This window comes from Sphaerisporangium sp. NBC_01403, assembly GCF_045040145.1.
Classification (GTDB): Bacteria; Actinomycetota; Actinomycetes; order Streptosporangiales; family Streptosporangiaceae; genus Sphaerisporangium; species Sphaerisporangium viridialbum.
The window spans coordinates 5,944,334-5,970,166 of the sequence record NZ_CP109534.1 but is presented as its reverse complement, the minus strand read 5'-3'; the positions used below and the strand labels follow the sequence as shown (position 1 = coordinate 5,970,166).

Below are 25,833 nucleotides of genomic sequence, written 5' to 3'. Positions count from 1 at the left end.
CGTTACGGGACGTCCGTACGGTCGCGGGCCGCGATGGCCAGGGCGATGAACTCACGGAAACCGGCGAACTGCTCGGAGTCCATCCGGAGCCGCACCCCGTTGATGATGTCGTCTCCGTTCTTGGCGCCGAGACGCACCCTGAACTCGTCGCCGCGCGGTTGCACGTCGACTCCGAGGAACGCCACGTGATAGCGCATGCTCTCGGACAGCGTGCGGTGGAAGACCTCGAGGGTCCTGCCGTCCTGCACCAGGATGTAGTCGCCGAGCTCGAACTCCGCCGCCATGGCACCCGCTTCCCGCCCGCCTAACCGATGCCCGACAGTACCGGCCCTGGGTGCGTCACGGCGAGGGGGCCGCCCACCTGGCAGGCGGGTCCGGCGCCGCGGCCTCAGTCGAAGACGATGACGCTGCGGGCGACGGCGCCCCGGCGTACGTGCTCGACGGCCTCGTTGATCTGGTCGAGGGGGACGCGCTCGCTGACCAGGCCGTCCAGGTCGAGACGGCCCCTGAGGTACTGCTCGGCCAGCATCGGCAGGTCCCTGACGGGGGCCGCGTCACCGCCCTGGGTGCCCATGAGGCGGCGGGAGGCGAACAGCAGCGAGGCCTCGACGCCGACAGAGCTTCCCGCGGGAGGGCTGCCCACCATGACCGTCGTGCCCCCTGGCCTGGTGGCCGCGAACGCCGTGCCGAGCACGCCCGCCACGCCGGTGACGTCGAAGGCGTAGTCGACGCCGCCCCGCACGATGCCGCGCACCCGCCCTGGCAGGTCGTCGGCCAGGATCGTGTGGGTCGCGCCGAACCTGCCCGCGAGCCCGAGCTTCGGCTCGGCGACGTCCGCCGCGATGATCGTCGTGGCCCCGGCGAGGACGGCGCCCTGGATGACGTTGAGCCCGACGCCGCCGCAGCCGACCACCAGGACGCTGGACCCCGGCCGCACCTCGGCGACGTTGAGCACCGCGCCGACCCCGGTGACCACCGCGCAGGCGAGCAGGCACATCACGTCCATCGGCGCGTCCTCGCCGATCTTGACGCACATGCGCTCGCCGACCACGGCGTACTCGGCGAAGGAGCCGATGCCGATCATCGTCCTGGCGGGGGTGCCGTCGACGCTCAGGCGGGTGGTGCCGTCGCCCATCGTGCCCATGATGGCGGCCATCCGGGCCGGATCCCCGCACAGGTGGAACCGGCCGGCGCCGCACTCGCGGCAGCGCCCGCAGGGCCCGTTCATCGCGACGATGACGTGGTCGCCCGGCCGGACGGCGGTCACGCCCGCGCCGACGCTCTCGACCACGCCCGCGCTCTCGTGGCCGAGGACGAAGGGCGGGCGCCGCACGACGGGGCTCTTGCCGTCCAGGGCCTTGATGTCGGAGCCGCACACGCCGGAGGCCGCGATCTTGACCCGCACCTCGCCCGGGCCGGGGGCGGCGATCTCGATGTCGCGGATCTCCATCTCGGCCCCGAACGCGGTCAGTACGGCTGCGCGCATCAACATCCGCCGGGCTCCGTCCTTGGCTCCATGGCTGTGGTGCGAACGCTAGCGAGGCGCGTTGATCAAAGCAAGCAATTGCTTGGCAGCGCTACTCGCGACTCCTCGCGAGCCCTACGCGGCCCCGCCGGACCGCCGCCGAGTGCCGGTCGAGTAGGGCCGCGAGGGCCGTCAGCATGACCATCGCGGCTCCGGCGGCGAGAAGCGCTCGCGGGCCGTGGCCGATCGCGGCGCCCGCCGCCGCGGCGCCGGCCGAGGCCATCGTCATCTTGAAGGCGGCCATGGACACGAACACCTGCGCGCGGGCCCTCGGCTCGGAGTAGAGCGAGCGCGCGGCCAGGGAGGCGGTGAAGAGCGGTGCGTTGCACGCGCCCGTCACCGCGAACGCCACCACGGCAGTGAGGTAGGTGGGCGCGAGGGCGCACACCCCGAAGGCCACCGCCATGATGACCGCGTGGCGTATGGCGAGGGTCTCGGGCTCGCCCCGCAGGGGGAAGGCGGTCACGGCGAGCGAGCCGGCGAGGTTGCCGAAGCCGAACGCCGCGGCGAGTGCCGCACCCGCTCCCGGCCGGGCGCTCAGCTGTGACCCGAACACCACCGCGACGAGGGACAGCGCGCCGACGCAGAACGCCGGAAACGCGGCCGCGATCGTGACCCGGCGGAGGGGGCCGGTGGCGAGCATCATGCGCAGTGCGGCGCGCACCGCCGGCACGTCCTCGGGTGAGGAACGCCGCGCGGTGTCGCGAGGCAGCGTCATGGTGATCGCGGCGGCGGTGACCGCCGCGCCGCCGAGCAGCAGCATCGCGACAAGGGGCGTCGTCATCGCCGCCGTACCCGCGACGGCGGCAGGACCGGCCGTGTTGCCGAGGCCGTAGCTGACGGCGTCCAGCCCCTCCGCGCGCCGCTGGGACCGCGCCTCCGGGCCGGCGATGGCCGAAAGGCGGCTGCTCAGGCCGCCGGTGAGCAGCGGGCCGCTCAGCCCGGCGAGCCCGATCAGAACGGCGACGAGCGGCAGTGAGGCGTGGCCGACCAGGGCCGCGCCGCCGGCCAGCGCGATCCCGTACCCGGCGAAGGACATCGCCAGGAAGCGCCGCCCGTCGCGGGCCCGGTCGAGCCGGCGGGCCGTCCACGGTCCCAGCAGGTGCGGGGCGGTGAGGACGGCGGCGAGGACGCCGCCGACGGCGGCTCCGTCGCGCAGATGGACGGCCGCGAGCGTCACCAGTCCCACCGCGGCGCCGCCGTCGGCGCCCCGCGCGAGGGTGGCCGCGGCCACGTACCTGGCCAGGGCGCCGAGGTCCCTCGCCGCCGTGAAGTGCTTGGCGCTCACACCGACCACCCCGTATCCCCGCTGGAGCGCGCGGCGGCCGCTCCGATCAGTTCTGTAGCTAACCGAAGAATCGGTAACTAGTCAACGAAATTTAGACAGTTACCTGATGGGCAGGGCGCCTCGGCCCGCTCTGGCAGGGAGACCAAGCGTGCGCTAGTTTTGTTGGGCGCGCGAGCTACGGAGGACACGTGGATCTGGACTTCACGCGGGCGGAGCAGGACTTCAGGGCCGAGGTGCGCGGCTGGCTGGCGGCGCACGTGCCCGACCCCCCGCTCCCCTCCATGGACACCGCCGAGGGCTTCGAGGCGCACCGGGAGTGGGAGCGCCTGCTGGCCGCCGAGCGCTACTCGGTCGTCAGCTGGCCACGCGAGTACGGCGGGCGGGGCGCGTCCCTGGTGGAGTGGCTGATCTTCGAGGAGGAGTACTGGGCGGCGGGCGCGCCCGGCAGGGTGGGCCAGAACGGCATCTTCCTGCTCGCGCCCACCCTGTTCACGACCGGGACCGCCGCCCAGCGCGAGAGGTTCCTCGGCAGGATGGCCCGGGCCGACGACGTCTGGGCCCAGGCCTGGTCGGAGCCCGAGGCCGGCAGCGACCTGGCCTCGCTCCGCTCGCGCGCCGAGCGCGTGGACGGCGGTTGGCGGCTGTACGGGCAGAAGACCTGGAGCTCCCGGGCCGGGTACGCCGACTGGGGCTTCGGCCTGTTCAGGTCGGACCCCGGGTCGGCCCGCCACCGGGGCCTGACGTACTTCATGTTCCCGCTCAAGGACGTCACCGTCCGCCCGATCGCCCAGCTCGACGGCGAGCACGGGTTCGCCGAGCTGTTCTTCGACGGCGTCTTCGTCCCGGACGACCAGGTGCTCGGCGCGCCGGGGGAGGGCTGGCGCATCGCCATGGCCACGACCTCCTCCGAGCGCGGCCTCACCCTGCGGAGCCCCGGCCGCTTCCTGGCCACCGCCGACCGCCTCGTACGGCTGGCGCGCACGCTCAACCCCGATCCCGTGCTCGCCGACCAGGTGGCGCGGGCCTGGCTCGACGCCGAGGCCTACCGGCTGCACACCTTCGGCACCGCCCGCAGGCTCGCCGCGGGAGAGGAGATCGGCTCGGCGTCCAGCATGGGGAAGGTCTTCTGGTCCGAGCTGGACGTGCGCATGCACACCCTCGCCCTCCAGCTCCTCGGCCAGCGCGGGCTGCTCTCCGGCGGCGCCCCCGACTGCGCGGACGGCGGGCGGTGGCTTGACGGTTTCCTGTTCTCCCTCGCCGGCCCGATCTACGCGGGCACCAACGAGATCCAGCGGAACATCATCGCCGAGCGCGTCCTCGGGCTGCCGCGATGAACTTCGCGTTCAGCGACGACCAGCTCGCGCTCGCGGCCACCGTCAGGGACGTGCTGCGGGCCCACTGCCCTCCACGGGCCGTGCGGGACGCGGGGCTGGACGGCGACCGTACGCCCGCCTGGCCGCACCTGGCGAAGGCCGGGCTGTTCGGGATGCTGGTGCCGGAACGCCACGACGGGATGGGGCTCGGGGTGACCGACGCGGTGCTGGCCTTCGAGGAGACCGGAAGGGCCGCACTGCCCGGCCCGGTGGCCGAGACCGTCGCCGCCGCGCCCGTACTCCTGGCCGCCGGCCCGGCCGCGGCCTCGTCCGCGCTGCCGGGGGTCGCGGCCGGCACGACGATCGTGAGCGTGCGCCTCGGCGACCAGGTGTACGCCCCGGACGCCGACCTCGCGCACCTGCTGATCCTCGAAGAGGACGGCGAGGTGTACGCGGTGCCGGCGGCCGGTGTGCGGCTCACGCCCCAGCCAGGTGTGGACCCGGTCCGCAGGCTGTTCGCCGTCGCCTTCGACCCCTCGCCGGGCACCCGCCTGGCGCACGCCGTGCCCGGCGCCCTGCGTGGGGTGACGGTCGCGGTCGCGGCGCAGCTCATCGGGCTGGCCCGGCACCTGCTGGAGACGACGGTCGCGTACGCGAGGACGCGCAGGCAGTTCGGCGCGGCCGTCGGGACGTTCCAGGCGGTGAAGCACCAGCTCGCCGACGTGGCCATCGCGATCGACTTCGCCGCGCCGCTCGTCTACGCGGCGGCGCTCGCCACCGACCGCGACCTGCCCTCGGCCGACCGGGACGTCAGCGCGGCCAAGGCGGCCGCGGGCGAGGCGGCCGACCGTGCCGCCCGGGTGGCGCTCCAGGTCCACGGGGCCGTCGGCTACACCGACGAGCTCGACCTGCGGCTGTGGCTCGCCCGGGTCTGGTCGCTCGCGTCGGCCTACGGGAACACGGGCCTGCACCGCTCGCGCCTCAGGTCGGCGATCCTCGGCACGCCGGAGCTGCGGAGATGGCCGTGACCGCGGGGGCGGGCCCGTGAGGTTCGGCGTCCCGCTCGGGCTGCTGCACCCGGCGGCCTGGAAGGACGTGGCCGTGGCCGCCGACGAGCTGGGGTTCGAGTCGGTCTGGCTGCCCGAGCACCTCGTCTTCGCCACGGACCTGTCGCTCGCCGTCTATCCCGGCACCGACAGGCCGGGCATCTCGCCGGTCACACCGCTCTTCGACGCGCCCGCGTACCTGTGCTGGCTGGCCGGCCTCACCTCACGGGTGAGGCTCGGCACGGCGGTGCACCTGTACGCCCTGCGGCACCCGTTCGTCTCTGCCCGCGCCTTCGCCACCCTCGACCTGGTCTCGGGCGGCCGGGCGATCTGCGGGGTGGGCGCCGGGTGGTACCCGGGGGAGTGGCTGGCGGCGGGCGTGGACTTCGCGACGCGCGGGCCGAGGCTGGACGAGGCCATCGAGGTGACCAGGCAGCTCTGGTCGGAGCCGGTAGTGGCCCACAGCGGGAGGTTCTTCGCGTTTCCCGAGGTCGCCTTCGAGCCCAAGCCCGTCCAGGAGCGGCTGCCCATCCTCGCGGGGGGTGAGTCGGCGGCGGCGCTGCGCCGGGCCGCGACCCTGTGCGACGGCTGGATCAGCATGCCGCACACGCTTCCGTCCATCCGTCCCCGGCTCGACCGGCTCGCGGCCCTGCGGAGCGCCCACGACTCGGCGGACCCGTTCTCGGTCACCGTGCACGCCTACTCGCTGGCGGGGCCAGAGGAGGTCGGCGGCTGGGAATCGCTCGGCGTGGACCGCATGATCGTCCGGCCCTGGAAGCGGGGGCGCGACGCGGTGGCGAGGCTCGCGGAGTTCGCCGGCCGGTACGGCATCGGTGACCGGGCCGTCGTGGACTGAGATCCCGGGCCTCGCCGGGTCACGGCGAGCGCCAGCCGTACGGAGGCGCGGGTGACCTTGAAGTAGGCGATCAGGACCAGCGCGGCGATCAGCATGGGGGCCACCAGGGAGGCGGTGCCGAGGTCGGCCTGGTGGGAGGGCGCCGCCACCTGGGACTCCGCCGCCGTCAGCTTCACCCTGAGCGCCTCGCCGGTGAGCGAGACCTTATCCGCCACGGGGTCGGCCATCTCGGCCTGGACCTTGTCGGGATAGCCGTAGCCGACGACCGAGCTCTGGTCCCTGACCTTCTCGCGGACGAACTGGCCGTCGACGTTGCCCTCGATCGTGTGGATGGTGTCACCGTCGACGGAGGTGACCATGCCCACGTGGTCGATGTTGTCCACGACGTGGGAGCCTCCCCAGTCGAAGAACACCACGGCGCCCGGCTTGGGGGTGGTGCCCCAGGCGTCGTGGTCGATGAACCACTTCGCGTGGTCGACGGTGTAGGCGAACTGGCCGAACCACTTCTCGTACCCGAGCTTGTGGGCCGCCCACGACAGGAACATGTCACACCAGGGCTGGGCCGAGTAGTCGGAGTCGAACTCGACCGTGTTGCCGTACCAGTCTCCGAACTTGGTGTAACCGCCTCCCTGCTCGCTGTAGCCGAGCTGGGTATGGAGCAGGTCAAGGATCTTCTGAACTTCAGGCGACATAGGAAGTGAGGGACCTTCCGCTTGTTCGACCGGCGCTGGGGCACGCCGGGTGGTTCCGTTGTGGTGGAGGACGTTAGTCAGGAAAAGCCCAGGTCAAAAGGGGGTCAACTTGACCCTTGCCCGGTGTCATGACAGCCGTCGTGCGCCCGGAAACCCCGTGCCGCGCGGGGTTTCCGTCCCCGTACGGTCCGTCGGCGGACCATTCCTCGATTGGGATTCCTTTACCCAAACATGACTAAAACGGTCAGATTCGAACGTCATTCGGTGACGCGTCCTAGAATCGGCGTCATGATGCCCGATCTCGCGACGCCCCAGGAGTCCGACGGCGAAGCCCGCCTGGCGGCCCTCGCCGTACTCGCCCAGCAGGTGCGGGACCTCGTCGACGCGGTCGTGCTGACGGACGTGCCCGAGGACGAGCTGACGGCGGTGACCGCCGACCTGGTGGCGCTGACCGAGCGGCTGAACGCCACCCGGCGCGCGGCCCCGCTGCCGCATGAGTTCGGCCCCGACGGCCGCTTCAGGCACCTGGGCAACGCCGTCACCGGCGAGTGCAACCCGCACGCGCTCCCGCTCGTCATCGCCAGGCCCGCCGGGGGCGGCTCCAGGGCCGAGGTGGTCTTCCGGCCGGCCCATGAGGGCCCGCCCGGCTCCGTGCACGGCGGCGTGACCGCCATGATCCTCGACCACCTGCTGGGGGACGCGGTCGCCACGTCCGGCAGGGCGGGGGTGACGGGCACGCTGAGCATCAGGTACCGGCGGCCCGCGCCCTACGGCGAGCCGCTGGTGGCCTCCGCGGCCGTCTCGCGCGCCGAGGGGCGCAAGACCTGGGCCGAGGGCACGATCGCCGCACCGGACGGTACGACCCTCGTGGAGGCCACGGGCCTGTTCATCACGCCCTCCCAGTGGGCGAACGGCGGCGAGCCCGTGGAGGGGGCCGTCAACGCCTGACGCGGGGGGCGCCGACCCCCGCCCCCCTCAGGTGTGCCCCAGGTGTCAGGAGGCCGGCGAGGCGGACGCGCTGGGCGTGGCGGGCGTCTCGCCGACCGGCACGTGCAACTGCTGCGCCAGCCACGGCAGGGCCTGCGGGACTTCGCGGTTCCATGTGTTGAAGTTGTGCCCGCCGCTCGGCAGGATCAGCGAGGACGCCTGCATCGGAGGCTTCACGGCCGCAAGGAACGCCAGCGTCGTCTTGTAGTTGGACTCGCCCTTCTTGCTGCTGGTCACCAGCACGGAGATCGGCGGCTGGGGGAGGTTCGCCAGGCGCCACATCAGGTCGTTCTCGTCCTGGAGCTTCGCGCTGCCGCCGAACAGGTCGCCGGTCGTGGCGTCGATCGGCGCCTTGTAGTAGCCCGAGAGCGACACCGCGCTGGAGAACGCCTCCGGGTGGCGCATGCTCATCTTCAGCGCGCAGTATCCGCCGGTGGAACCGCCGAGAACGCCCCAGTTGGCGGCGTCCGTGCCCACGCGGAACGCGCCGGCCATCGACTCGCGGAGATCCTTGGTGAAGTACGTCTCGACCTGTGGGCCGCCGGGCACGTCCATGCACTCGGTGTCGCGGGGCGGCGCCACGGTCGGGCGCATCAGCACCATGATCGTCGGCACCATCTCGTTGCGGTCGATCGCCTTGGCGGCCACGGTCGGGATGTTCATGCGGGTGACCAGGTTGCGGGCGTCGCCGGGGTAGCCGGTCAGCGCGAGGATCGCCGGGAAGCGCGTGTTGGCGAACCTCTTCTCGAAGTACTGCGGCGGCAGGTACACGTACGCGGGGGAGCTCAGCCTGGACGTGGCCCCCGAGATGACGACCTGCTCCAGCCTGCCCCCTGAGTGGCCCTTCCTGGTGGTGATCAACGGCACGTGCGCGCTGCCGATGATCTGGACGCCCTTCGACGACGGCGTGCCCGGGTCCCCCTGCCCGGCCTCGGCGTCGGTCACGATGGCGGCGGCGGAGCTGCCTTCGGTGCCGAAAAGGTCGCTCCAACTACTGTAGAAGCCGAAATAGTTGTTCATGACGAGCGCCAGCGCGAAAAGGGTGAGAACCTGGTTTCCCAGAAGAACTCCCACACGCCCGAGAATGGCCTGCCACGTGCGCGCGCTCAGCCTCGGCCATATCCACCAGACTGACGCGGCGAGGCCTGCCACTGCGAGCAGGCCCACCAGAAGCTCCAGCTTTGTCGCTGTGAGTCCCAATCTAACTCTCCCCCGGTCTTGGTCCCACTCCCAGCATCTTTTAGGGTAGTGCCCAGCAAAAGTTACTCAATCGATATAAGGCCAGGGTAAGGATGTATCACTTCGCGGATGCACAACGCACGGACCTCAACCTCTAGTGTGTCTTGACGTGAGGGATCGGACACGCCTTTCGCGCATGCTGGCGTCGCGCTCATGGGTTCCGGCGGCGGCCGGATACGCCGCGCTCGCCATCGGGATACTCGACATCGTCAGGGGCGTGGTCCCGCATTTCCGCCAGAGCCGCGTCAGTGCCATAGCCGGCATCCTGCCGGGCACGGTCACCACCCTGGCGGCGGCGGCCTCGATCCTGGTCGGCGTGCTGCTCGTCATGCTCGCCCACGCCCTGCGCCGCCGTAAGGTGCGGGCGTGGCAGGCCGTGGTGGTGCTCCTGCCCCTCGGAGCGCTGGTGGAGGTGCTGCGCTGGCGGCACTCCGCCACCGCCGCCATCAGCCTGGTGCTGTTCATCGTTCTCCTGATCAATCGGCGTGAGTTCCATGCCCTGTCGGATCCCCGGTCACGCTGGCGCGCCCTGTGGAACTTCATCGCGCTCGGGCTGCTCGACATCGTGATCGGCTGGGTCATCGTCGGCGCGCACCCGGCGCTCCTGGTGGGCGAGCCGACGAGCGGCGAGCGGCTCCAGCATGTGCTCCTCGGTCTCTTCGGCATGGAGGGGCCGGTCCAATACTCCCTCGACCGTACCGCTGACCTGGTGTATTACTCGCTGGCCGGACTCGGCGCGCTCACCGCGATCACGACGCTGTACCTCGCGCTCCGTCCGGAAAGGCCCGTGGCGGCGCTCAGCGCCGACGACGAGAAACGGGTGCGCGGCCTGCTCTCGCGCCACGGCGAGCTCGACTCGCTGGGCTACTTCGCGCTGCGGCGCGACAAGAGCGTGATCTTCTCCCCGTCGGGCAAGGCGCTGATCGCCTACCGCGTCGTCGCGGGCGTGATGCTCGCCAGCGGCGACCCCGTTGGCGACATCGAGGCATGGCCCGGAGCGATCAAACGCTTCATGGAGGAGGTCGGGCGGCACGCCTGGGTCCCCGCGGTCATCGGGTGCAGCGAGGCGGGCGGCGAGATCTGGACCCGCGAGGCGGGGCTGTCGGCGCTGGAGATCGGCGACGAGGCGGTCGTCGAGGTCGCCGACTTCACCCTCGAAGGGCGCACCATGCGCAACGTCCGCCAGATGGTCAACCGCACCGAGCGGGCGGGCTACAAATGCCTGGTCAGGCGGGTCCGCGACCTCAGCGAGGAGGAGAAGGAGCAGATCCGCACGGCCGCCGACTCCTGGCGTGGCACCGAGACCGAGCGCGGCTTCTCGATGGCACTCGGCCGCTTCGGAGACCCCGCCGACGGCGACTGCGTCGTCGTCACGGCGCACAAGGCCTGCGAGGACGGCAGGAGCCTGCCGGGAGGCGACATCCGGGCGATCCTCCACTTCGTCCCCTGGGGCGCCGGTGGCATCTCGCTCGACCTGATGCGCCGCGACCGCGACGCCGACCCCGGGCTCAACGAGCTGCTGATCGTCAAGGCCCTGCAGGCCGCGCCCGCCATGGGCATCACCAGGGTCTCCCTGAACTTCGCCATGTTCCGCTCGGCGCTCGCCCGGGGCGAGCGGCTCGGCGCGGGCCCTGTGCTGCGGGCCTGGCGCGGCCTGCTGGTCTTCCTGTCGCGGTGGTTCCAGATCGAGTCGCTGTACAAGTTCAACGCCAAGTTCCGGCCCTACTGGCAGCCGAGGTTCCTGGTGTACCCCACGGCCCGCGACCTGCCGCGCATCGGCATCTCGGCGCTCCAGGCCGAGGCGTTCCTCACCGTCGGCATGCCGAAGCTGCCCTTCCGGAGGAAGCGCCGCTCAGGGAGCGGATCGACCCCGCACGGACCCGCCGCGTCCGGGGGTCCGCTACCGGTTTCGCCGTAAAAATCGGGGAAAAATTCGTTTATTGCGGGCTTGCTTGATGGTTACAGTTCGCGTACGGCCATAAATCCACGGGAAACCTCGCGCGTTACGCTTCGGTCGCCGTAAGGCGGCACTTCTTCCGCGATAACAATCTGAAAACGAAACCCCGACTTCAATTACATGAGTGTCACCCAGCCCGTCCGGCCGAAATGACGGCCTCCGGCGTTAGCCGAGCGCTAACCAAAGTTAACCCGCCGCTGACATGTTCGGCCGCGCGAAACGCGCGGTAAAGGAAGCGTCCCGCCTTCAACTGAACTGTGTCGATCACGATGCTACCGCTTCTCCCTTGGGTCACGGACCATCAACTCAACGGGGCATCATCTCGGGCGATCTTCGCTTAAGGTAAGCATCACGCTAATGCCGCGCCAAGCTGCCGATGACCCGGCTGCTTTTACCGTGAGATGAGCGATCCGGTCGCATCTCGGTAGGAGCCGAACCATGGGGCAGATCCGGCGAGCGTGCCGTCTCGCGGCCCGGTCGCGACGGCGTGACCATCGTGGTAGCTCCCCCTGGAGGATTGGCCGGTGCCGACGTCGGTTCGACCCGTGTCCCGACCGCCGATGACCGGGCGGCAGGGTCCCGCCCTCCCGTCCGGGCGCGCGCGCCTGGCCGGGTACGCCGGGCTCGCCCTGATCGCCGGCGCGGTCGCGGTCATGCTGGCCGTCGCCCTGCTCGGCACCTCCGCGGCGGTGCCCGAGCTCGGCGGCGGCGATCCGCCGTGGTCCTTCCGGGCCGCGCCCTCCGACGGGCTGGTGATCCTGCTCTGCTGGACGGTCGTGATCGCGGGCGGGCTCGGCGTCGGCGTCGCGCTGTACGGGCTCGGCCGAGGGTGGCGGCCCGCGCGCGGGGTGCTGCTCGCCGGCACGGTGGTCTCCGTCGCCGCCCTCGCGCTCGTACCGCCCGCCGGGTCGACGGACGTGCTCAACTACGCGGTGTACGGACGCATCGCCTCCCTCGGGCAGGACCCTTACGTGACCGCCCCGGCGTGGCTGCACAAGATCGGCGACCCGGTCGGCGAGCTGGCGCCCCTCGCCTGGCGCCACGCCCCCTCGGTGTACGGGCCGCTGGCCACGTGGGCGCAGCTCGCCGCCTCGCGGCTGGGCGGCGGCTCGATGGCGGGCACCGTGCTGGTGCTCAAGCTCATGACAGCGCTCGCGTTCCTGCTGTCCGCGCTCCTGCTCGACCGGCTGGCGGGCCCCGGCCGGGAGCGGCGCGTCCGCGTCCACCTGCTGTGGAGCCTGAACCCGCTGATGCTGTGGCATGTGGTGCTGGGCGGTCACATCGACGGCCTCGGAGTGCTCCCGCTGCTCGCGGCCTTCCTCGTCCTGCGCCGGGGCGGGGTGGCCGCGGGCCTTCTGTCCGGGGTGCTGCTCGGCGCGGCGGCGGCCGTCAAGGCGCCGTTCATCCTGGCAGGGGCGGGCCTGGCGTGGGCGGCCCGCCGGTCGGCGACCACGTTCCTCGGCATGGTCATGGGCGTGGTCGCCGCGCTGGTCGGGGCGTACGCGACGCAGGGGCCGGAGGCCCTCGGCAACGTGGCGGGCAAGATCGGGGCGCACTCGCTCGCGGACCCCTGGCGCGTGGTCACCGACGCGCTCGGGCTCGGAGCGGAGCCGTCGGTCCTGGAGGGGCGGCTCACGCTCGGCGCCGCCCTCCTCATCGGCCTCCTGCTGTGCTGGCGGCTTCCCTCCGGGCCGCCGGACCTGCCCTCCGTGCGACCGGCGCTCGCGTGGTGCCTTTGCTGGCTGCTCACCTCACCGGTGCAGCACCCCTGGTACGACGCGCTGCTGTTCCCCCTGCTGGCTCTGATGCCGGCCTGCCGGCTCGACGGGCTGCTGATCGCGCGCGGGGTGGTGACCAGCCTCATCTACCTGCCCGGGGCGTCCGGCCTCCTCGAGCCCACCGCGATGACCCGGTGGATCTCCGAGACCTACCGCCCGTGGGTCGCCCCGCTGGCCGCGGACCTCATCATCGTCTGCGTGATCGCGCTGAGCCTCGCGGGCGCCCTGCGCCCCCGGCCGCCGGTGGTCAGGCGATGAGGCGGGCGGCGTGCAGGCGCTCGTCCAGGGCCGCCACGCTGCGGGTGCGGTGCCACGGGCTGAGCTTCTCGCGGGTCTCCACGACCGAGCGCACCAGGCGCGGGGAGGTGTTGTGCCCGGCCAGGCGCGCCGCCTCGCCGAGCTCCTCACAGGCCTTCTCGATGTCGCGCAGCTGGAGATGGGCCTGCGCGGTCTTCAGGCGGATGTAGGCGACGTTGCGGACGAACGTGGGGTCGATGCCGGCCGCCGCGGTGGCGGCCACCTGGAGCGCCTGCGCCGGGTCGCCCGTGTCGAGCAGGCAGCCGGTCTTGGTCGAAAGGTACTGGCCCTCCCCATAGAAGGGGACGAGCCTGGCGCCTGGATCGCCGGCGTCGGCTCCGTGGAGCTCCCGCTGGGCCTGGTCCACCGACCGGAAGCAGCGTGTGTGGTCCTTGCGGCGCTCGCCCTTGGCGGAACGCCTGACCACGGCGGCGTAGGCGCGGGCGCCGACGTCGCAGGCGTAGGCGGTGAGCAGCTTGCTGCCCGCCCGCTGGCCCCAGGCCAGGGCGCCCAGCGCGTGCTCGACCCCGAGGCGCGGATCGCCCCGCCAGGTGGCGAGCTGGCTCCAGTTCGCGAGGACCATGCTGCACATCGCGTCGTCGTCGGCCTGGTGCGCGGCGTTCCGCGCCTGCGAGTAGTAGTAGTCGGCGCCCTTGAAGTCGTTGAGGTTGAACAGCATCCACGCGTTGCAGCGCCGGATGTCGGCCAGCAGCGAGAGTAACTTCGACCGCATCCGCGCAGGCGCCCCCGACGAGAGCAGCGAGACGACGAGGTGCTCCTGGGCGAGCACGGTGGCCACGGTCACCTGGGGCCCGAGCGCGTCCTCCTGGCGCATGCAGTGCCGCAGCACCGCGTCGATGTGGCCGATCGTCGCGTCGTCGACCCTGGTCGGGCCGGCCGCCGCCATGGTCACGCGCTGCGACTCGTCGGCGTCGAGCCGGTCGAGGACCGGAGAGGCGTAGGCGGAGGTGGCGGCCGCTCCGATCAGGGCGAGAACGTCACGTCGATTCATCTGCGTTGCCCAATCCGTGAAGGCGTGGACGAGCTGCTCGAACTCCCGATCACGCAGTTCTCCTGGAGACATAGGCCCACGGAGCGGCTGAATGGGCAAGATGCCCTTTATGTCGCTGAATGTGAGGCTAACGGTGGTATGTGCGGGCGGGACATGCCGCCTGCGGGGGACATTCGCGTTCTGGTCGCGCTGCGTGTGGTCCTCGCCGTCGACGAGGTCGCACGCACGGCACCCGTAGATGCGGGCCAGCCGGTTGAGCCCGGCGACCGGAGGCTCGTTGCCGGTGATGCCCGGCCACGCCTCCCACGAGCCGAGCTTGCGCACGCTGAACGGCTCGGAGGGCCACAGCGCCTTCCACTCGTCCACGACGCGGTCCTGCGTGAAGCGATGGGCCTCCCGGAAGGCCTGCCGGGAGTTGAGCCGGTAGCGCCGCTGGTACTCCCGGGCGATCTCGGCCCAGGTCGACCCCCTTTCGCGAAGCTCGGCGGTAAGGCGGTCCATCTCCTCTTTGAGGCTGCGTGGCTTACGTGGCATCGCGTACCCTCCGACCCCCGTGGATGCGTATTGCCGACACCGAGAGTAGCCAAGGCGGTGAATTGACTACTGAGGGTTGTCAGGAATCGGCGGGCAGAGCGCCGGTTTCTGTCGCCACAGGGTTTCCCGGCGCGGAAGCCCGCCGCGGGCCCTACAGACGCACCCCTTCGGAACGCCTGTTGAGGCGCCCGCCGCCCGCCCGAAGGTAAAGGTCCGCCCCGTTACCCGGATCCCGCCGATCCCGCGCGGGGGCCGTCACGAGGCCGATGCATCCCCAAGGCGAAAGGCCAGGAGATTCGTGATGACCAGCGTCCCGTCCTGCCCCTGTGAGGCCCGCTGGGAGCTGCCCGCCGACCCGAGCGTCACGGCGAAGTGCCGCGCGATGGTCCGTGAGGCGCTCACCGAGTGGAATCTGAACGATCTCGCCGACGACGTGGTGGTCGTCGTCACCGAGTTACTTGGGAACGCCCTCATCCACGGCGCTCCCCCCATCCACCTGGCTCTCCGGGCGGGCCCGGGCACCCTGACCGGCGCCGTGACCGACGGCGGCGACGGATGGCCCCGCGTCCGCGCCGCAGGGACCGACCTGGAGCACGGGCGCGGCCTGCGGATCGTCACCGCGCTCACCGACGTCTGGGGCGTCGAGTCCGTCCCCGCGGGAGCAGGCAAGACCATCTGGTTCACGTGCGGCTCGCGGCGGCCGGAGAGCGCGGGGCCGCCGCCGGATCAGTAGCCCGCGCCGGTGAGCAGGCCGCCGTCGACCGTGAACTCGCTGCCGTTGCAGTAGCTGGACCGGTCGGAGGCGAGGAACGCCACCACGTGGGAGACCTCGACCGGCTTGGCGAAGCGTTTGATCACCATGGCCCTGACGAAGGCCTCGCCGTCCACCTCGGCCAGCTCGGGGTTCGCGACCATGGGGGTGTTGATGGCCCCCGGGTGCACCGAGTTGACGCGGATCTTCGCCCCGGCCAGCTCGCGGGCGGCCGACTTGGTCACCCCGCGTACGCCGAACTTCGAGGCCGCGTAGGCCGACATCCCCTCCGCCCCGATGAAGCCCTCGACCGACGAGATGTTGACGATCGAGCCGCGCCCGGCGGCCTTCATGGGCTCGATCACCGACTTCACGCCGAGCCAGGTGCCCTTGAGATTCACGTCGAGGACGCGCTCGTACTCCTCGACGGTCATGTCGGCGATGCGCCGGAACCTCAGGATCCCGGCGTTGTTGACCAGCACGTCCAGCTTTCCGTAGGTGCCGGTGGCGACCGACACGGCGTGGGCCCACTCCTCGGGCCTGGTCACGTCGTGCCGCACGTACACCGCGCCGGTCTCCTCGGCCAGCGACTTCCCCTCCTCTTCGAGCACGTCGCCGAAGACCACCCGCGCCCCCTCCGCGAGGAACAGGCGGACGTGGGAGGCGCCCATGCCCCGTGCCCCGCCCGTGATGAGGGCGACCTTCCCGTCGAGTATCCCCATGAGGTTCCTCCGGAGTTCGAAGTGCGGAGCCCGGCGCCGGCGGTCCGGACGCGGGCGGTTCAGGGTTCGGTGGCCGGCGGGGGGCCGTCCATGACGCCGGTACGGGCGCGCGCGAACCGCTTGCCCGCCGCTATGGCGACGGCCGCCCCCTCCACGGAGCGGTACACGGGGATGCCGGCGCCGGATGCGATGGCCCGCACCTCGTCCTCGACGCCCGGCGGGGCGCACTCGCCGTTGCGGGTCACCAGCGTCACGCGGGTGCCGGGCAGCAGGGTCTGCGCCTCCGCCAGGTGCCGCGCGTAGGCGTAGAGCGGCTCGGCGGCGTCGCCGTAGGTGAAGAAGCTCTGCACGTTCACGTGCGCCACCACGTCCGGGTACGGCCGCCGCGACACGATCGCGCCGATCGCGTCCCGCACCAGCTCGGCGGGCGCCCGGGGCCCGACGGGAATCTCCAATGGGTTCGCGAGGGAGCTTCCCACCCCCACGCCGAGCGCGGTGAGAGCCTCCCGTGCCCGCTCGGGGAGCGGGCCGAGCGCGAGGCCCGCCCCGTCGAGGACGTCCGCCGCCAGCACGTTCGCCCCGCCGCTCGGCCCGATGACCAGCACCCCCGGATCCCCTGGCACGGCGCGTGCCGCGTGGGCCTGGAAGAACGCCAGCGCGCCGATCAGGTCGTCCTGCCCGGTCACCAGCGCCGCCCCGCTCTGGCCGGCGACGGCCCGCCACACGCGGCCGTCCCCGGCGAGCCCCCCGGTGTGGGAGGCGGCGGCGCGCCGCCCCTGCGCGCTGCGGCCCCCGACCAGCATCGCCACCGGCATCCGCCCGCGTACCGCCATGAGCGCCTCGAACAGCGCCCGGCCGCCGCGCGGGTCCTCCAGGTACAGGCCCGCCGCCGAGGTCTCGGGGTCGGCCGCCAGCCAGCGGAGCAGCTCGGCCGGGGTGACGTCGGCGGAGTTGCCCACGGTCACGACCCGGCTGAACGCCAGGCCGCGGCGCTCGCCGACCTTGATGACCTCTCCGGCCAGGCCGCCGCTCTGGGAGATGACGGCCACGCTCCCCGGCGGCCCCTGCCGCCCGCCGACGAACGTCTGCCCGCCGCGCGGGCTGTACACGCCCATGCAGTTGGGCCCGAGGAGGCGCGTCCCGGCCTCGCGGGCGGCTTCGGTCAGCTCCTCCTCCAGGTCAGGACGGCCCAGCTCGCCGAACCCGCCGCTCATCACCTGGACGAACGGGATGCCCGTCGCCTGCCGTACGACCCCGGCGCACCGCGCGGCGGGCACCGCGACCAGGGCGTAGTCGGCGCCGGTGTCCGCGGCCGTCCGCACGGCGGGCACGCCGGCGATGTGGTCCGCCTCCGGGTGCACCGCGACGACGGGGACGCCCGTGAGCTTGTAGAACTCCAGGAACATGTTGCCGAAGCCGGGCCGGGTGGTGGACGCGCCGACCACGGCGACCTTCCTCGGCTCGAAGAGCGCGGTGAAGTCGGTGGGCTCGCCCGGCGTGCCCGCCGGCCGCGCGTCCGGGCCGGCGTCCCCCGGGACGTACCGCGCGTCCACGGCGACCACCCCGTCAGCGGAGGCGATCACCGGGTTCAGCTCGAACTCGCCGAGGTCGAGATCCTCCCAGAGCCCGCCGTCGCCGCCCAGCCGTACCAGGAGCTCGACCAGGGAGTCCATGTCCACGCCAGGGGCGCCCCTGTGGCCGGTGAGCAGGGGATGGCCGCGCAGCGACGCCAGCATCTCGCGCGCGCCGTCCCGGTCGATCGGGCAGAGCCGCAGAGCGGTGTCCCGCAGCACCTCGGTCCACACCCCGCCGAGCCCGGCGAGGACCACCGGCCCGAACCCGGGGTCGAGCACGAGCCCGAAGATCAGCTCCACGCCGGGGGCCGCCTGTTCCTCGACCAGGAACCCCTCCGGCGTGATCCCGCGCGCGGCCAGGCGCTCGCGCATCTCCCCGGCCGCGACCGCCGCCTCCGCCGCCGACCCCAGGCCCAGCCGTACGGCCCCGGCGTCCGACTTGTGCAGCAGGCCGGGGCCGTGGGCCTTCAGGACCAGCGGGGGAGCGAGCCCTCGCGCGGCCTCGGCGATCTCCCGGGGACCCGAGGCCGTCACGCCGTCCGGCACGGTCACGCCGATGCCGCGCAGCAGGGCCTTGACCTCGTGCTCAGGGATCACGCCTGGTCCACGAGGTGCTGGTAGCGCTCGCGGATCTCCCGCCGCAGCAGCTTGCCCGGCCCGCCAGAGGCGTCCTGGAAGTGCGGCAGCTCGTCGGCGACCACGATGTGGTCGGGCCGCTGGTGCTCGGGAAGCGTCGTGGCAAGGGCGGCGGCGAGCTTCTCGGCGTCCAGGGAGTGCCCGGCCCTGGCGACCACGGCGAGGATGATCCGCTGCGGTGCCGCGTCCTGCCCCTCCTCGTGGGCGGGCACGCCGACCGCGCCCGCCTCCGCCACCTCGTCCACGGCGACGGCCGCCTCCTCCACGGTGGCGGGCTGGCTCCACCGCCCGCCCTTGAGGATGGCGTCCTCGCGGCGGCCCAGCACGGTGAGGACGCCGTCCTCGGAGACGACGCCGAGGTCGCCGCCGACGTACCAGCCGTCGCGCAGCACCTCGGCGGTCCTGCCGGGGAGCCTGTCGTAGCCGGCCATGCGGTGCGGCCCCGCGAGGTTGATCTCGCCGGTCCGGCCGACGACGGCGTCACCGTCCGGGCCGGTGACGCGCACCGCGCAGCCCGTCCTCGCGCGGCCGGACGAGCCGAGCGGGGTGCCGCCGTCGTCCACCCGGCCGAAGCAGCTGTACGGCGCCTCGGTCTGGCCGTAGTAGCTGTAGACGCCCGCGTCCGGCAGGCGCTCCTTCATGCGGGCGAGCAGTGCGGCGGTCAGCGGTTCGCCGCCCAGCATGATCACCCGGAGCGTGGACAGGTCGGCGCCCGCGTGGTCGTCGCCGGCGAGCAGCGCGGCGTAGAAGGAGGGGATCTGCGAGACGTGCGTGACCCGCTCCCTCGGGACCACCCGCAGGAAGTTGGCCGGGCCCCAGTCCTGCTCCAGCACCAGGCGCATGCCGGTGTAGAGGGCGGGGCCGACGATCGCGGGGAAGCCGATGCCCCAGATGATCGCGCCGGTGCCGAACACCGACCCGGGGTTGCGCGGCACGTCCAGCCAGATCTGCGCCGTGGCGAGCGAGGAGGCGTGCGTGTGGACGACGGCCTTCGGCAGGCCGGTCGTGCCTGAGGTGTAGTAGAGCGCCAGCGGGTCGTCCCAGAACCCGCCCAGCTCTGGCTCGTCCTCGGCGGCGCCGGAGGTGAGGGCGTCCAGATCGACCACGCCGGGCTCGGCCGAGGGGCCGCCCACCTTGATCCAGGTGGTCACGCCCGGCAGGCCGGGCCGGATCCGCGCGACCGCCTCCTCCACCGTCGCGTCGTACACGAACGCCGTGCACTCGGAGTGCGCCACGACCGCCCGCAGCGTCTCCTCCGGCCAGTACGGGTTGAGCGCGGAGGTCAGCGCGCCCAGCTTGGCCTGCGCCAGGTACACCTCGGCGACCTTCAGCGTCTCGTTCAGCAGGACGGCGACCCGCCGGCCCGCCTCGACGCCGGACGCGAGCAGTGCGTGGGCGCGCCGGTTGACCAGCCGGTTCAGCTCGTCGTAGGTGAAGCTCTGTTCACCGCAGTAGGTCAGCGCGGCCCTGTCCGGGGTGCGCAGCGCGTTCGCGGTGAGCAGCGCGTGTCCGTAGTTGCCGTAGGGGGTGCCATGCGGTCGTGCCATGGGAACGGCCTCCACAAAGGGTGACGCTCTGGGCGGCTGGGTCAGGTCATAGAGCCGAGTAGAGGACGAGGACGTTGCCCGAGGGGTCGCGCAGTACGGCCCTGATCTCGTGCGGGCCGGTCTCGGGGCCGCTGACCAGCTCCGCGCCCGCGGCCGTCAGGTCGCGTACGGCCTCGGCGACGTCGCCGACCTTGTACGACGGCGCGGTGACGGCGCCCGCGACCTGCTCGGCCTGGGCGGCGAGCGCGATCGTGACACCTCCCGCGTCCAGCGCGGCGAAACGGTCGCCGTCCTTGAACTTCAGCGTCAGGCCGAGGACCTCCGTGTAGAAGGTCACGGCCTTGTCCAGGTCGCTTACGGGGATCAGAACGTTGCCGAGCTTCTGGGCGTGCGCGCTCACTCCGGCCTCCACTGGGGTAGATCGTCTTGATCGAAAGTAAGCCGGACGGGCATGCCGATGCGCACCCGCTCGGGTGCGCAGTCCACGATCCGCCCGAACGCGCGCGCGCCCTCCCGGAGGTCGACCCAGGCCAGCACGTACGGCTCGCGCCCGCGGAAGGCCGGGACGAAGGCGCGGTGCACGACCGTGAACGTGTGCACGACGGCCTCTCCTGAGACGGGCGCGAAGGAGAGGCCGGCCGACCCGCAGCGCGGGCACTCGGCGGCGGGCAGGTGCACGCGCTCGCCGCAGGCCGCGCAGGCCTGGACCACCAGCTCGTGGCGGCGGCAGGCGTCCCAGTAGGGAGAGGCGTCACCGGTCATCGCTAGCCAAGCTAGCGCACGCTTGGTTGGGTGACAAGGGACTCACCGGGACGGTGATCCAGGGGTGGGACCTACCTGATGACGGGGCCGTCGCTCTGGTCGCCGGACGGGCCGGGGCTCGGCTCCTCGGTGGGCCCCCTCGTGGGCTCCCTGGTCGGCTCCTTGGTGGGTTCCTTCGTCGGTTCCTTGGTGGGCTCCCTCGTCGGCTCCTTGGTCGGCTCGGCGCAGGGGTCGCCCTTGCGGGCCGACCTCGCGCTGTCGCTGGCCGTGCCGAGCGCGGAGCTGACGTTCACCGTGACCCGCCTGGCGTCGCTGTAGCCGCACGCCGGAGTCGCGAACCGCACCGTGTAGACCCGGTCGTACGCGGTGTCCCCCGACAGCGTGGCCTGCCGGGCGGCCGTGCGGGTGACGGTGCGCTCGCCCACGCTGAGCGTCTGCTCGAAGGCGGCCGAGAGCTTGACCGGGTCGGCCGTCGCGTTCTTGACGCGGACCGTGAGCGTGCTGCCGTCCCACGAGGTGATCGAGACCGTCGGCGGCGCGCACTTGGGCCCGCTGACCCGGACCTCCTTGAACTGCGTGCCGTTGGCGGCCGCGGGCTCGGTGGTCACCCTCGCCCCGAAGTAGGCGGTCGTGCCGCACGCGACGTCGCCGAGCGCGCCGCGCAGCGAGAGGTTGTACGAGGTGCCGCCCGTGAGGGTGCGGCTCGCGCGGTCCACCACCTTGGCGGACCCCTCTGCCTCCCTGCGGGTGAACTCCGCCGCCAGGCGGACCGGGCCGGGCCCGCCGGCCCGCACTCCGACGTCGGCGGTGCGGCCGTTCCAGTCGAGGGACACGCTGCCGACCGTGGGGGGCGGGCACGGGTCGCCCTTCACCGTGACGACCTTGCTCTCGTTCGACCCGTCCGCCGCCTTGGGCGTGGTGGACACCGTGGCCTGCCGGTAGACGGTCTGGCCGCAGGCGGGCGGGGTGAACCCTCCGTCGACGGGCTGCGTGTAGGAGGTGGAGCCCGCCAGCACGAAGGTCTTCGGGCTGCCCGCGGTGAGCTTGGAGGCGGACGGCCCCTGGGCGAACCGCACGGTGAGGGTGACGTTCTGCGGGGTCGAGGTCCGCACCCGCACCGTGGCCGTCCGCCCGTCGAACGCGACGACCGTCAGGTCGCTCACCGAGAGCGGGGAGGGCGTGGGAGTCGGGGTCGGGGTCGGGGTGGGCTTCTGGGTCGGGGTGGGCGAGGGGTCGGAGCCGGGCTCAGAGCTCGCCGAGGGGCTGCTCCGCGGGGTCGCCGGGGTCACGGGCACGACCTGGGACGACTTCGGCGACCCGGAGACCGACGGACCAGGGCTCGCCGTCACCGGCTTCTTCGTCAGCGGCTGCGCCGGGTCGTCCGTCGGCGCGACGAGGCCAGCCCGCACCGTCGGCTTGGGGGAGGTCGTCAGGGCGACGTCGCGCACGGTGGAGTGGCGGTTGGCGGCGAGCACCGCGATCACCACACCGGCCACCACGATGCCGCTCCCGATCAGCACGCGGGAGGTCTGGCGCAGCGGCCTGCGCAGCACCGTCTGCGCCAGGCTGGTGCTCGCCTGCGGCGCCGGCTCCGCCAGGGGGAAGAACAGCGCGAGAAGGGCGGCGAGCTCGGCCAGGTGACGGCGCCCGCGGTCCTCCCAGTCGGGGCCGTAGGCGGCGGCCGCCGCGCGCTCCAGCTCGACGACGAACAACCTCGCCGTCGGGGGACGGTCGGCGGGGTTCTTCGCGAGGCCGCGGGCCACCAGCGAGCGCACCGAGCCCGGCACGGCGTCCACGGGGATCGGCGCGGTCTGGTGCTGGTGCCTGAGGGCCGCCGGGTGGTCGGCGTGGTACGGCTTGCGCCCGGTCAGGCACTCGAAGAAGACGCAGGTGGCGGCGTAGACGTCGGTCGCGGGGCTGGCCGGGGCGCCGTTCCACTGCTCGGGCGCCATGTAGGGCGGGGTGCCGGAGGGCAGGCCGGGCCGGCCGGTCGGGGTGGCTATGCCGAAGTCCGCGAGCTTGCTGAACCCGTCGGCCTGGACCAGGACGTTCTCCGGCTTGTAGTCGCGGTGGACGATGCCTCCGGCGTGCGCTGCGGACAGGCCGAGCAGCGAGCCCTTCAGCACGACCAGCGCGGCCTCGGGGCTGGTGGTGCCGTTCTCGTGGAGGATCCTGCGGAGCGAGACCCCGTCGACGAGCTCCATGACGATGGCCGCGCCGAGGGGGCTCTCGACGTACTCGTAGAAGCGCACGACGTTCGGGTCGCCGATCTCGACCATCGTGCGGGCCTCTTCGCGGAACGCGGCGAGGAAGTGGGGGTCGGCTCTGAGCTCGTCGCTGAGGTACTTGATCGCCACGTGGGCGCCGGTGCCGCTGTAGGTCGCGAGGACGACCCGCCCGCTCCCTCCGGAGCCGAGCACGCGTTCTTCCCGGTATCCCGGAACGGACCAGGCGTTCATCGTTGTCCCCTCGGAGGTGATGATGCTCCCGTATCCCCAGTTGAAGGTCTCACCCGATACGCCAATTGTCACGGGATTGGTAGATCATCAGTGTGACGATTCGATTACGGAAGGTATGCCGATTCAGCATATGTCAAGGTGTTAGCCTATATTTCGCCAAACCAAGCAAATGCTCGGTCAAGGGGGTTTCCTGTGCCTCTGGACCTCGCGTCGATGGCGGCGCCGGGCCGTACGGCCGTTCTGGTCATGGAGATGCAGCGGGGTGTCGTCGGCGACAGGACGAGATTTCCCGACCTGGTGGCGGCCTGCGACCGCCACGCCGTGATCCCGAACGCGCGCGTCCTGCTCGGCGCCGCCCGCGCGGCGGGCGTGCCGGTCGTCCACTGCACCGCCGCCTTCCGTGCCGACCGCGCGGGGTCGCACGAGGGCAACAGCCCGTTCATCACCGCCCTGCTCAGGGACCCCGGGCACATGCTGGAGGGCACCGGTGCGGTCGAGGTGGTCCCCGAGCTGTGGGACCCGGCCGACCTGGAGTCGCGGCGCGGGCACGGGTTCTCGCCGTTCACCGGAACGTCCCTGGACACGCTGCTGCGCACCCTGGGCGTCTCCACCGTCGTGGCGGCGGGGGTCTCGCTCAACCTCGGCATCCCCGGGCTGGCGCTGGAGGCGGTGAACCTCGGCTACCGGGTCGCGGTGGTGGTGGACGCGGTGGCGGGCGTCCCCGAGGAGTACGCCACGGCCGTTCTGGAGAACACGATCAGCCTTCTCGCCGCCAGGGTCGGCACCGCGGACCTGGTGGCGGCGTGGGCGTCTCGCGCTGGCCAAGCAAGTGCTAGGTAGATATGCTTCGCCGGGTGATGGAGGGCATGCGCCTCGACGGGCGCACCGCCGTGGTGACGGGGGGAGCGGGCGCCATCGGATCGGCCATCTGCGCCGACCTGGCCTCGCTCGGCGCCCGCGTGGTGGTGGCCGACCTGGACGGGGGCGCCGCGCTGAGGGTCGCCTCCGGACTGCGCTCTCCCGAGGCCGGACCGCGTGCGGTCGCCATGAGGGTCGACCTGTCCGATCCCGAGGCCATCCGCGAGTTCTGCGAGGACATCGGCCCGGTGGACATCGTGGTGCACAACGCCGGGGTGTCCGTCGTGGAGCCGTTCGTGACCAGCGACCCGGCCGGATGGGACCTGATGTGGGCGGTCAACCTGCGCGCGCCCATGCTGCTCACGCGGCTGCTGCTCCCCGGGATGCTCTCCCGCTCGTGGGGGAGGCTGGTCTTCATCTCCTCCGACGGGGCACGGGCCGGTTCGGGCGGCGAGGGGGCCTACGCCGCGACCAAGGCGGGGCTGTTCGGGCTGGCGAAGACGCTGGCCAGGGAGGCGGCACGCGGCCAGGTGACGAGCAACGTCGTCTGCCCTGGGCCGACCGACACCCCGATGCTCCGGAGGGTGGACGCCGAGCGGCCCGGCCTGGTCGACAAGATCGCGAAAGGCATACCGCTGCGGCGCCTCGGAGCCCCCGCCGACGTCGCCGGGCTGGTCGCGTACCTGTGCACCGAGCGGGCCGCCTACATCACCGGCCAGACCCTGTCCGTCAGCGGCGGAATCACGATGCAGTGAACACGCGGGCCCCCGTCTCAGGGGAGGGAGTCGTAGACGGCCTCCGCCAGGTGGTAGGCGCGGAGGCTGCCGCTGACGGTGTTCGACATCTTGTTCATGGTGTAGCCCATCGCGAGCCCGTGCCGCACGTCCCCGAGCCCGAGGAACCCGCCGAGCCCGGTGTGACCGAAGGCCGTCTCGGCGCCCCTGGCCGGGGTGAGGAAGGTCATCGCGGGGCGCATGTAGCCGAGGCCGAAGGCGCTGTCGACGAACATCACCCGGTCGGGGCCGCCGACCCGTCGCCGCACGGCGTCGGCGAGGGTCTCGGGCTTGATGATGTCGCCCGCGACCAGATCGCGGTAGAACCCGGCCAGCCCGCGCGCCGTGGTGACGACGCCCATCGCGGGCCAGCCCGCCCGCAGGATCACCGGGTGGTTGGCGCCGCCCTTCAGCCTGGCGGCGCTGGGGTTGCCCATGGCGCGGTTCATCAGGCTGTCCCTGTCGAGCGCGGCCTTCGACATCTCGTACAGCGGGTCGCCCGGCCCCTGCCCGGGCAGCTCGGCCACGGTGGCCCCGGCCGTCCCGCCGCCGGGGGTGGCTCGCGTGCCGGCGGACAGGCGGGCGGCGCGGGCGGCGACGTCGTCGGGGGCTCCCACCCACAGGTCGAGCCCGCGCGGCCCGGCGATCTCGCCGGCGACCAGCTCGCCCACGCTCTTTCCCGAGACGCGGCGGATCACCTCGCCGACCAGGAACCCGTAGGTGAGGGCGTGGTAGCCGTGGGCGGTGCCCGGCTCCCAGATGGGGGCCTGGCCGGCGAGCCGGGCGGCGATCGCGGGCTGGTCCTCGAACTCCTCGACCGGCACCTCCTGCTCGATCACAGGAAGCCCGGACTGGTGGGTGAGGAGGTGCTCGACCGTCACCCCCTGCTTGCCGTTCGCGGCGAACTCGGGCCACACCTCGGCGACGGGGCCGCGCACGTCGACCAGCCCGCGCTCGGCGAGGATGTGGAGCGCGGTGGCCGTGACCGCCTTGGTGCAGGAGTACGCCAGCGCGGGGGTGTCACGCTCCCACGGCCGTCCGGTGTGGCGGTCGGCCACGCCGTCCCACAGGTCCACGACCGGCTCGCCGTCGAGGTAGACGGCGAAGGCGGCGCCCAGCTCCTCGCCCGCGGCGAAGTGGCCTTCGAAGACCTCGCGCACCCGGGCGAACCGGGGGTCGCAGTCACCGTGAGCGGTCATTCCGGACCTCCGTAAGGAAGGAAGCGCT

The 25,833-nt window shown here is 72.5% G+C and carries 21 protein-coding genes and 2 pseudogenes; 10 read left to right on the top strand and 13 right to left on the bottom strand.

Translation table 11 applies throughout. The annotated features are described in order from the left end of the window. Positions 1-2 precede the first annotated feature (2 nt). The 3 genes from OG589_RS26585 to OG589_RS26575 form a co-directional block, all read right to left on the bottom strand. On the bottom strand, positions 3-284 hold the full coding sequence (locus tag OG589_RS26585; RefSeq protein ID WP_405140505.1) for a hypothetical protein: 282 nt from the start codon (positions 282-284) through the stop codon (positions 3-5). Positions 285-388: 104 nt separating this feature from the next. Next, on the bottom strand, positions 389-1,492 hold the full coding sequence (locus tag OG589_RS26580; protein ID WP_405140504.1) for an alcohol dehydrogenase catalytic domain-containing protein: 1,104 nt from the start codon (positions 1,490-1,492) through the stop codon (positions 389-391). A gap of 85 nt (positions 1,493-1,577) precedes the next feature. Beyond that, positions 1,578-2,813, bottom strand: coding sequence for an MFS transporter (locus tag OG589_RS26575; protein ID WP_405140503.1), 1,236 nt, complete (start codon positions 2,811-2,813; stop codon positions 1,578-1,580). A 188-nt stretch (positions 2,814-3,001) separates the two neighbouring features. On the opposite strand from OG589_RS26575, the gene OG589_RS26570 reads away from it, so the two are divergent. The 3 genes from OG589_RS26570 to OG589_RS26560 are packed head-to-tail and all read left to right on the top strand — an operon-like array spanning position 3,002 to position 6,028. Further along, positions 3,002-4,147 carry an acyl-CoA dehydrogenase family protein gene (locus OG589_RS26570; protein ID WP_405140502.1) on the top strand — a complete coding sequence of 382 codons (1,146 nt, stop codon included), beginning with the start codon at positions 3,002-3,004 and terminating at the stop codon, positions 4,145-4,147. Next, positions 4,144-5,154, top strand: coding sequence for an acyl-CoA dehydrogenase family protein (locus OG589_RS26565; protein ID WP_405140501.1), 1,011 nt, complete (start codon positions 4,144-4,146; stop codon positions 5,152-5,154). The genes OG589_RS26570 and OG589_RS26565 overlap by 4 nt, the downstream gene beginning before the upstream one ends. Before the next feature lie 16 nt (positions 5,155-5,170). Continuing rightward, entirely contained in the window at positions 5,171-6,028 is an 858-nt protein-coding gene (locus tag OG589_RS26560) for a TIGR03619 family F420-dependent LLM class oxidoreductase (RefSeq protein ID WP_405140500.1), read from the top strand. A 323-nt stretch (positions 6,029-6,351) separates the two neighbouring features. Here the strand turns inward: OG589_RS26560 and OG589_RS26555 are convergent. Next, positions 6,352-6,720 (bottom strand): annotated as a pseudogene (locus tag OG589_RS26555) (CHAP domain-containing protein); the annotation flags it as partial. Between the two features lie 288 nt (positions 6,721-7,008). Here OG589_RS26555 and OG589_RS26550 point away from each other — a divergent pair. Further along, positions 7,009-7,668: a PaaI family thioesterase gene (locus tag OG589_RS26550; RefSeq protein ID WP_405140499.1), complete on the top strand. Its 660-nt coding sequence runs from the start codon at positions 7,009-7,011 to the stop codon at positions 7,666-7,668. Between the two features lie 45 nt (positions 7,669-7,713). Here the strand turns inward: OG589_RS26550 and OG589_RS26545 are convergent, their stop codons facing one another. After that, positions 7,714-8,781, bottom strand: coding sequence for an alpha/beta hydrolase (locus tag OG589_RS26545; protein WP_405140498.1), 1,068 nt, complete (start codon positions 8,779-8,781; stop codon positions 7,714-7,716). A gap of 274 nt (positions 8,782-9,055) precedes the next feature. Here OG589_RS26545 and OG589_RS26540 point away from each other — a divergent pair, with 274 nt between their 5' ends. Both OG589_RS26540 and OG589_RS26535 read left to right on the top strand, forming a co-directional pair. Then, entirely contained in the window at positions 9,056-10,864 is a 1,809-nt protein-coding gene (locus tag OG589_RS26540) for a phosphatidylglycerol lysyltransferase domain-containing protein (RefSeq protein ID WP_405140497.1), read from the top strand. A gap of 584 nt (positions 10,865-11,448) precedes the next feature. Next, entirely contained in the window at positions 11,449-12,939 is a 1,491-nt protein-coding gene (locus OG589_RS26535; RefSeq protein ID WP_405140496.1) for a hypothetical protein, read from the top strand. Here OG589_RS26535 and OG589_RS26530 read toward each other — a convergent pair. After that, positions 12,929-14,491, bottom strand: a complete 1,563-nt coding sequence (locus OG589_RS26530; protein WP_405140495.1) for a hypothetical protein — start codon at positions 14,489-14,491, stop codon at positions 12,929-12,931. The two genes, OG589_RS26535 and OG589_RS26530, sit on opposite strands and share 11 nt — an antisense overlap. A gap of 334 nt (positions 14,492-14,825) precedes the next feature. Between OG589_RS26530 and OG589_RS26525 the strand changes: the two genes are divergently transcribed. Next, the gene (locus tag OG589_RS26525) at positions 14,826-15,257 is read left to right on the top strand and encodes an ATP-binding protein (protein WP_405140494.1); all 432 of its coding nucleotides are present in this window, start codon (positions 14,826-14,828) and stop codon (positions 15,255-15,257) included. Here OG589_RS26525 and OG589_RS26520 read toward each other — a convergent pair. Genes OG589_RS26520 through OG589_RS26500 form a run of 5 tightly spaced genes read right to left on the bottom strand, consistent with a single transcriptional unit; the run spans position 15,251 to position 20,516 of the window. Further along, positions 15,251-15,997, bottom strand: a complete 747-nt coding sequence (locus tag OG589_RS26520) for a glucose 1-dehydrogenase (protein WP_405140493.1) — start codon at positions 15,995-15,997, stop codon at positions 15,251-15,253. The genes OG589_RS26525 and OG589_RS26520 overlap by 7 nt on opposite strands. A 59-nt stretch (positions 15,998-16,056) precedes the next feature. Then, positions 16,057-18,168, bottom strand: coding sequence for an acetate--CoA ligase family protein (locus OG589_RS26515; RefSeq protein ID WP_405140492.1), 2,112 nt, complete (start codon positions 18,166-18,168; stop codon positions 16,057-16,059). Beyond that, positions 18,165-19,754: a class I adenylate-forming enzyme family protein gene (locus tag OG589_RS26510; RefSeq protein ID WP_405140491.1), complete on the bottom strand. Its 1,590-nt coding sequence runs from the start codon at positions 19,752-19,754 to the stop codon at positions 18,165-18,167. The genes OG589_RS26515 and OG589_RS26510 overlap by 4 nt, the downstream gene beginning before the upstream one ends. A 46-nt stretch (positions 19,755-19,800) precedes the next feature. Next, a complete protein-coding gene (locus OG589_RS26505) occupies positions 19,801-20,154 on the bottom strand; it encodes a VOC family protein (RefSeq protein ID WP_405140490.1) in 354 nt (117 codons plus the stop codon). After that, positions 20,151-20,516, bottom strand: coding sequence for a Zn-ribbon domain-containing OB-fold protein (locus OG589_RS26500; protein ID WP_405140489.1), 366 nt, complete (start codon positions 20,514-20,516; stop codon positions 20,151-20,153). The genes OG589_RS26505 and OG589_RS26500 overlap by 4 nt, the downstream gene beginning before the upstream one ends. A gap of 78 nt (positions 20,517-20,594) precedes the next feature. Between OG589_RS26500 and OG589_RS26495 the strand changes: the two genes are divergently transcribed. Continuing rightward, on the top strand, positions 20,595-20,834 hold the full coding sequence (locus OG589_RS26495) for a glycine zipper domain-containing protein (protein ID WP_405152131.1): 240 nt from the start codon (positions 20,595-20,597) through the stop codon (positions 20,832-20,834). 1,406 nt (positions 20,835-22,240) lie between these two features. On the opposite strand, the pseudogene OG589_RS26490 reads toward OG589_RS26495, so the two are convergent. Continuing rightward, a pseudogene (locus OG589_RS26490) lies at positions 22,241-22,975 on the bottom strand (serine/threonine-protein kinase); the annotation flags it as partial. Between the two features lie 192 nt (positions 22,976-23,167). Between OG589_RS26490 and OG589_RS26485 the strand changes: the two are divergent. Continuing rightward, entirely contained in the window at positions 23,168-23,815 is a 648-nt protein-coding gene (locus tag OG589_RS26485; RefSeq protein WP_405140488.1) for an isochorismatase family cysteine hydrolase, read from the top strand. Between the two features lie 17 nt (positions 23,816-23,832). Continuing rightward, positions 23,833-24,588, top strand: coding sequence for an SDR family NAD(P)-dependent oxidoreductase (locus tag OG589_RS26480; protein ID WP_405152130.1), 756 nt, complete (start codon positions 23,833-23,835; stop codon positions 24,586-24,588). A 17-nt stretch (positions 24,589-24,605) separates the two neighbouring features. On the opposite strand, the gene OG589_RS26475 is transcribed toward OG589_RS26480, so the two are convergent. Beyond that, a complete protein-coding gene (locus OG589_RS26475; RefSeq protein ID WP_405140487.1) occupies positions 24,606-25,805 on the bottom strand; it encodes a serine hydrolase domain-containing protein in 1,200 nt (399 codons plus the stop codon). Positions 25,806-25,833 lie beyond the last annotated feature (28 nt).

Excerpts from the sequence above, each read along its gene's own strand:
- OG589_RS26500 (WP_405140489.1), bottom strand. The coding sequence starts at position 20,516 with ATGACCGGTGACGCCTCTCCCTACTGGGACGCCTGCCGCCGCCACGAG.
- OG589_RS26525 (WP_405140494.1), top strand. The coding sequence starts at position 14,826 with ATGACCAGCGTCCCGTCCTGCCCCTGTGAGGCCCGCTGGGAGCTGCCC.
- OG589_RS26520 (WP_405140493.1), bottom strand. The coding sequence starts at position 15,997 with ATGGGGATACTCGACGGGAAGGTCGCCCTCATCACGGGCGGGGCACGG.
- OG589_RS26475 (WP_405140487.1), bottom strand. The coding sequence starts at position 25,805 with ATGACCGCTCACGGTGACTGCGACCCCCGGTTCGCCCGGGTGCGCGAG.
- OG589_RS26565 (WP_405140501.1), top strand. The coding sequence starts at position 4,144 with ATGAACTTCGCGTTCAGCGACGACCAGCTCGCGCTCGCGGCCACCGTC.
- OG589_RS26495 (WP_405152131.1), top strand. The coding sequence starts at position 20,595 with ATGACGGGGCCGTCGCTCTGGTCGCCGGACGGGCCGGGGCTCGGCTCC.
- OG589_RS26530 (WP_405140495.1), bottom strand. The coding sequence starts at position 14,491 with ATGGACCGCCTTACCGCCGAGCTTCGCGAAAGGGGGTCGACCTGGGCC.
- OG589_RS26585 (WP_405140505.1), bottom strand. The coding sequence starts at position 284 with ATGGCGGCGGAGTTCGAGCTCGGCGACTACATCCTGGTGCAGGACGGC.
- OG589_RS26510 (WP_405140491.1), bottom strand. The coding sequence starts at position 19,754 with ATGGCACGACCGCATGGCACCCCCTACGGCAACTACGGACACGCGCTG.
- OG589_RS26480 (WP_405152130.1), top strand. The coding sequence starts at position 23,833 with ATGGAGGGCATGCGCCTCGACGGGCGCACCGCCGTGGTGACGGGGGGA.
- OG589_RS26580 (WP_405140504.1), bottom strand. The coding sequence starts at position 1,492 with ATGTTGATGCGCGCAGCCGTACTGACCGCGTTCGGGGCCGAGATGGAG.
- OG589_RS26550 (WP_405140499.1), top strand. The coding sequence starts at position 7,009 with ATGATGCCCGATCTCGCGACGCCCCAGGAGTCCGACGGCGAAGCCCGC.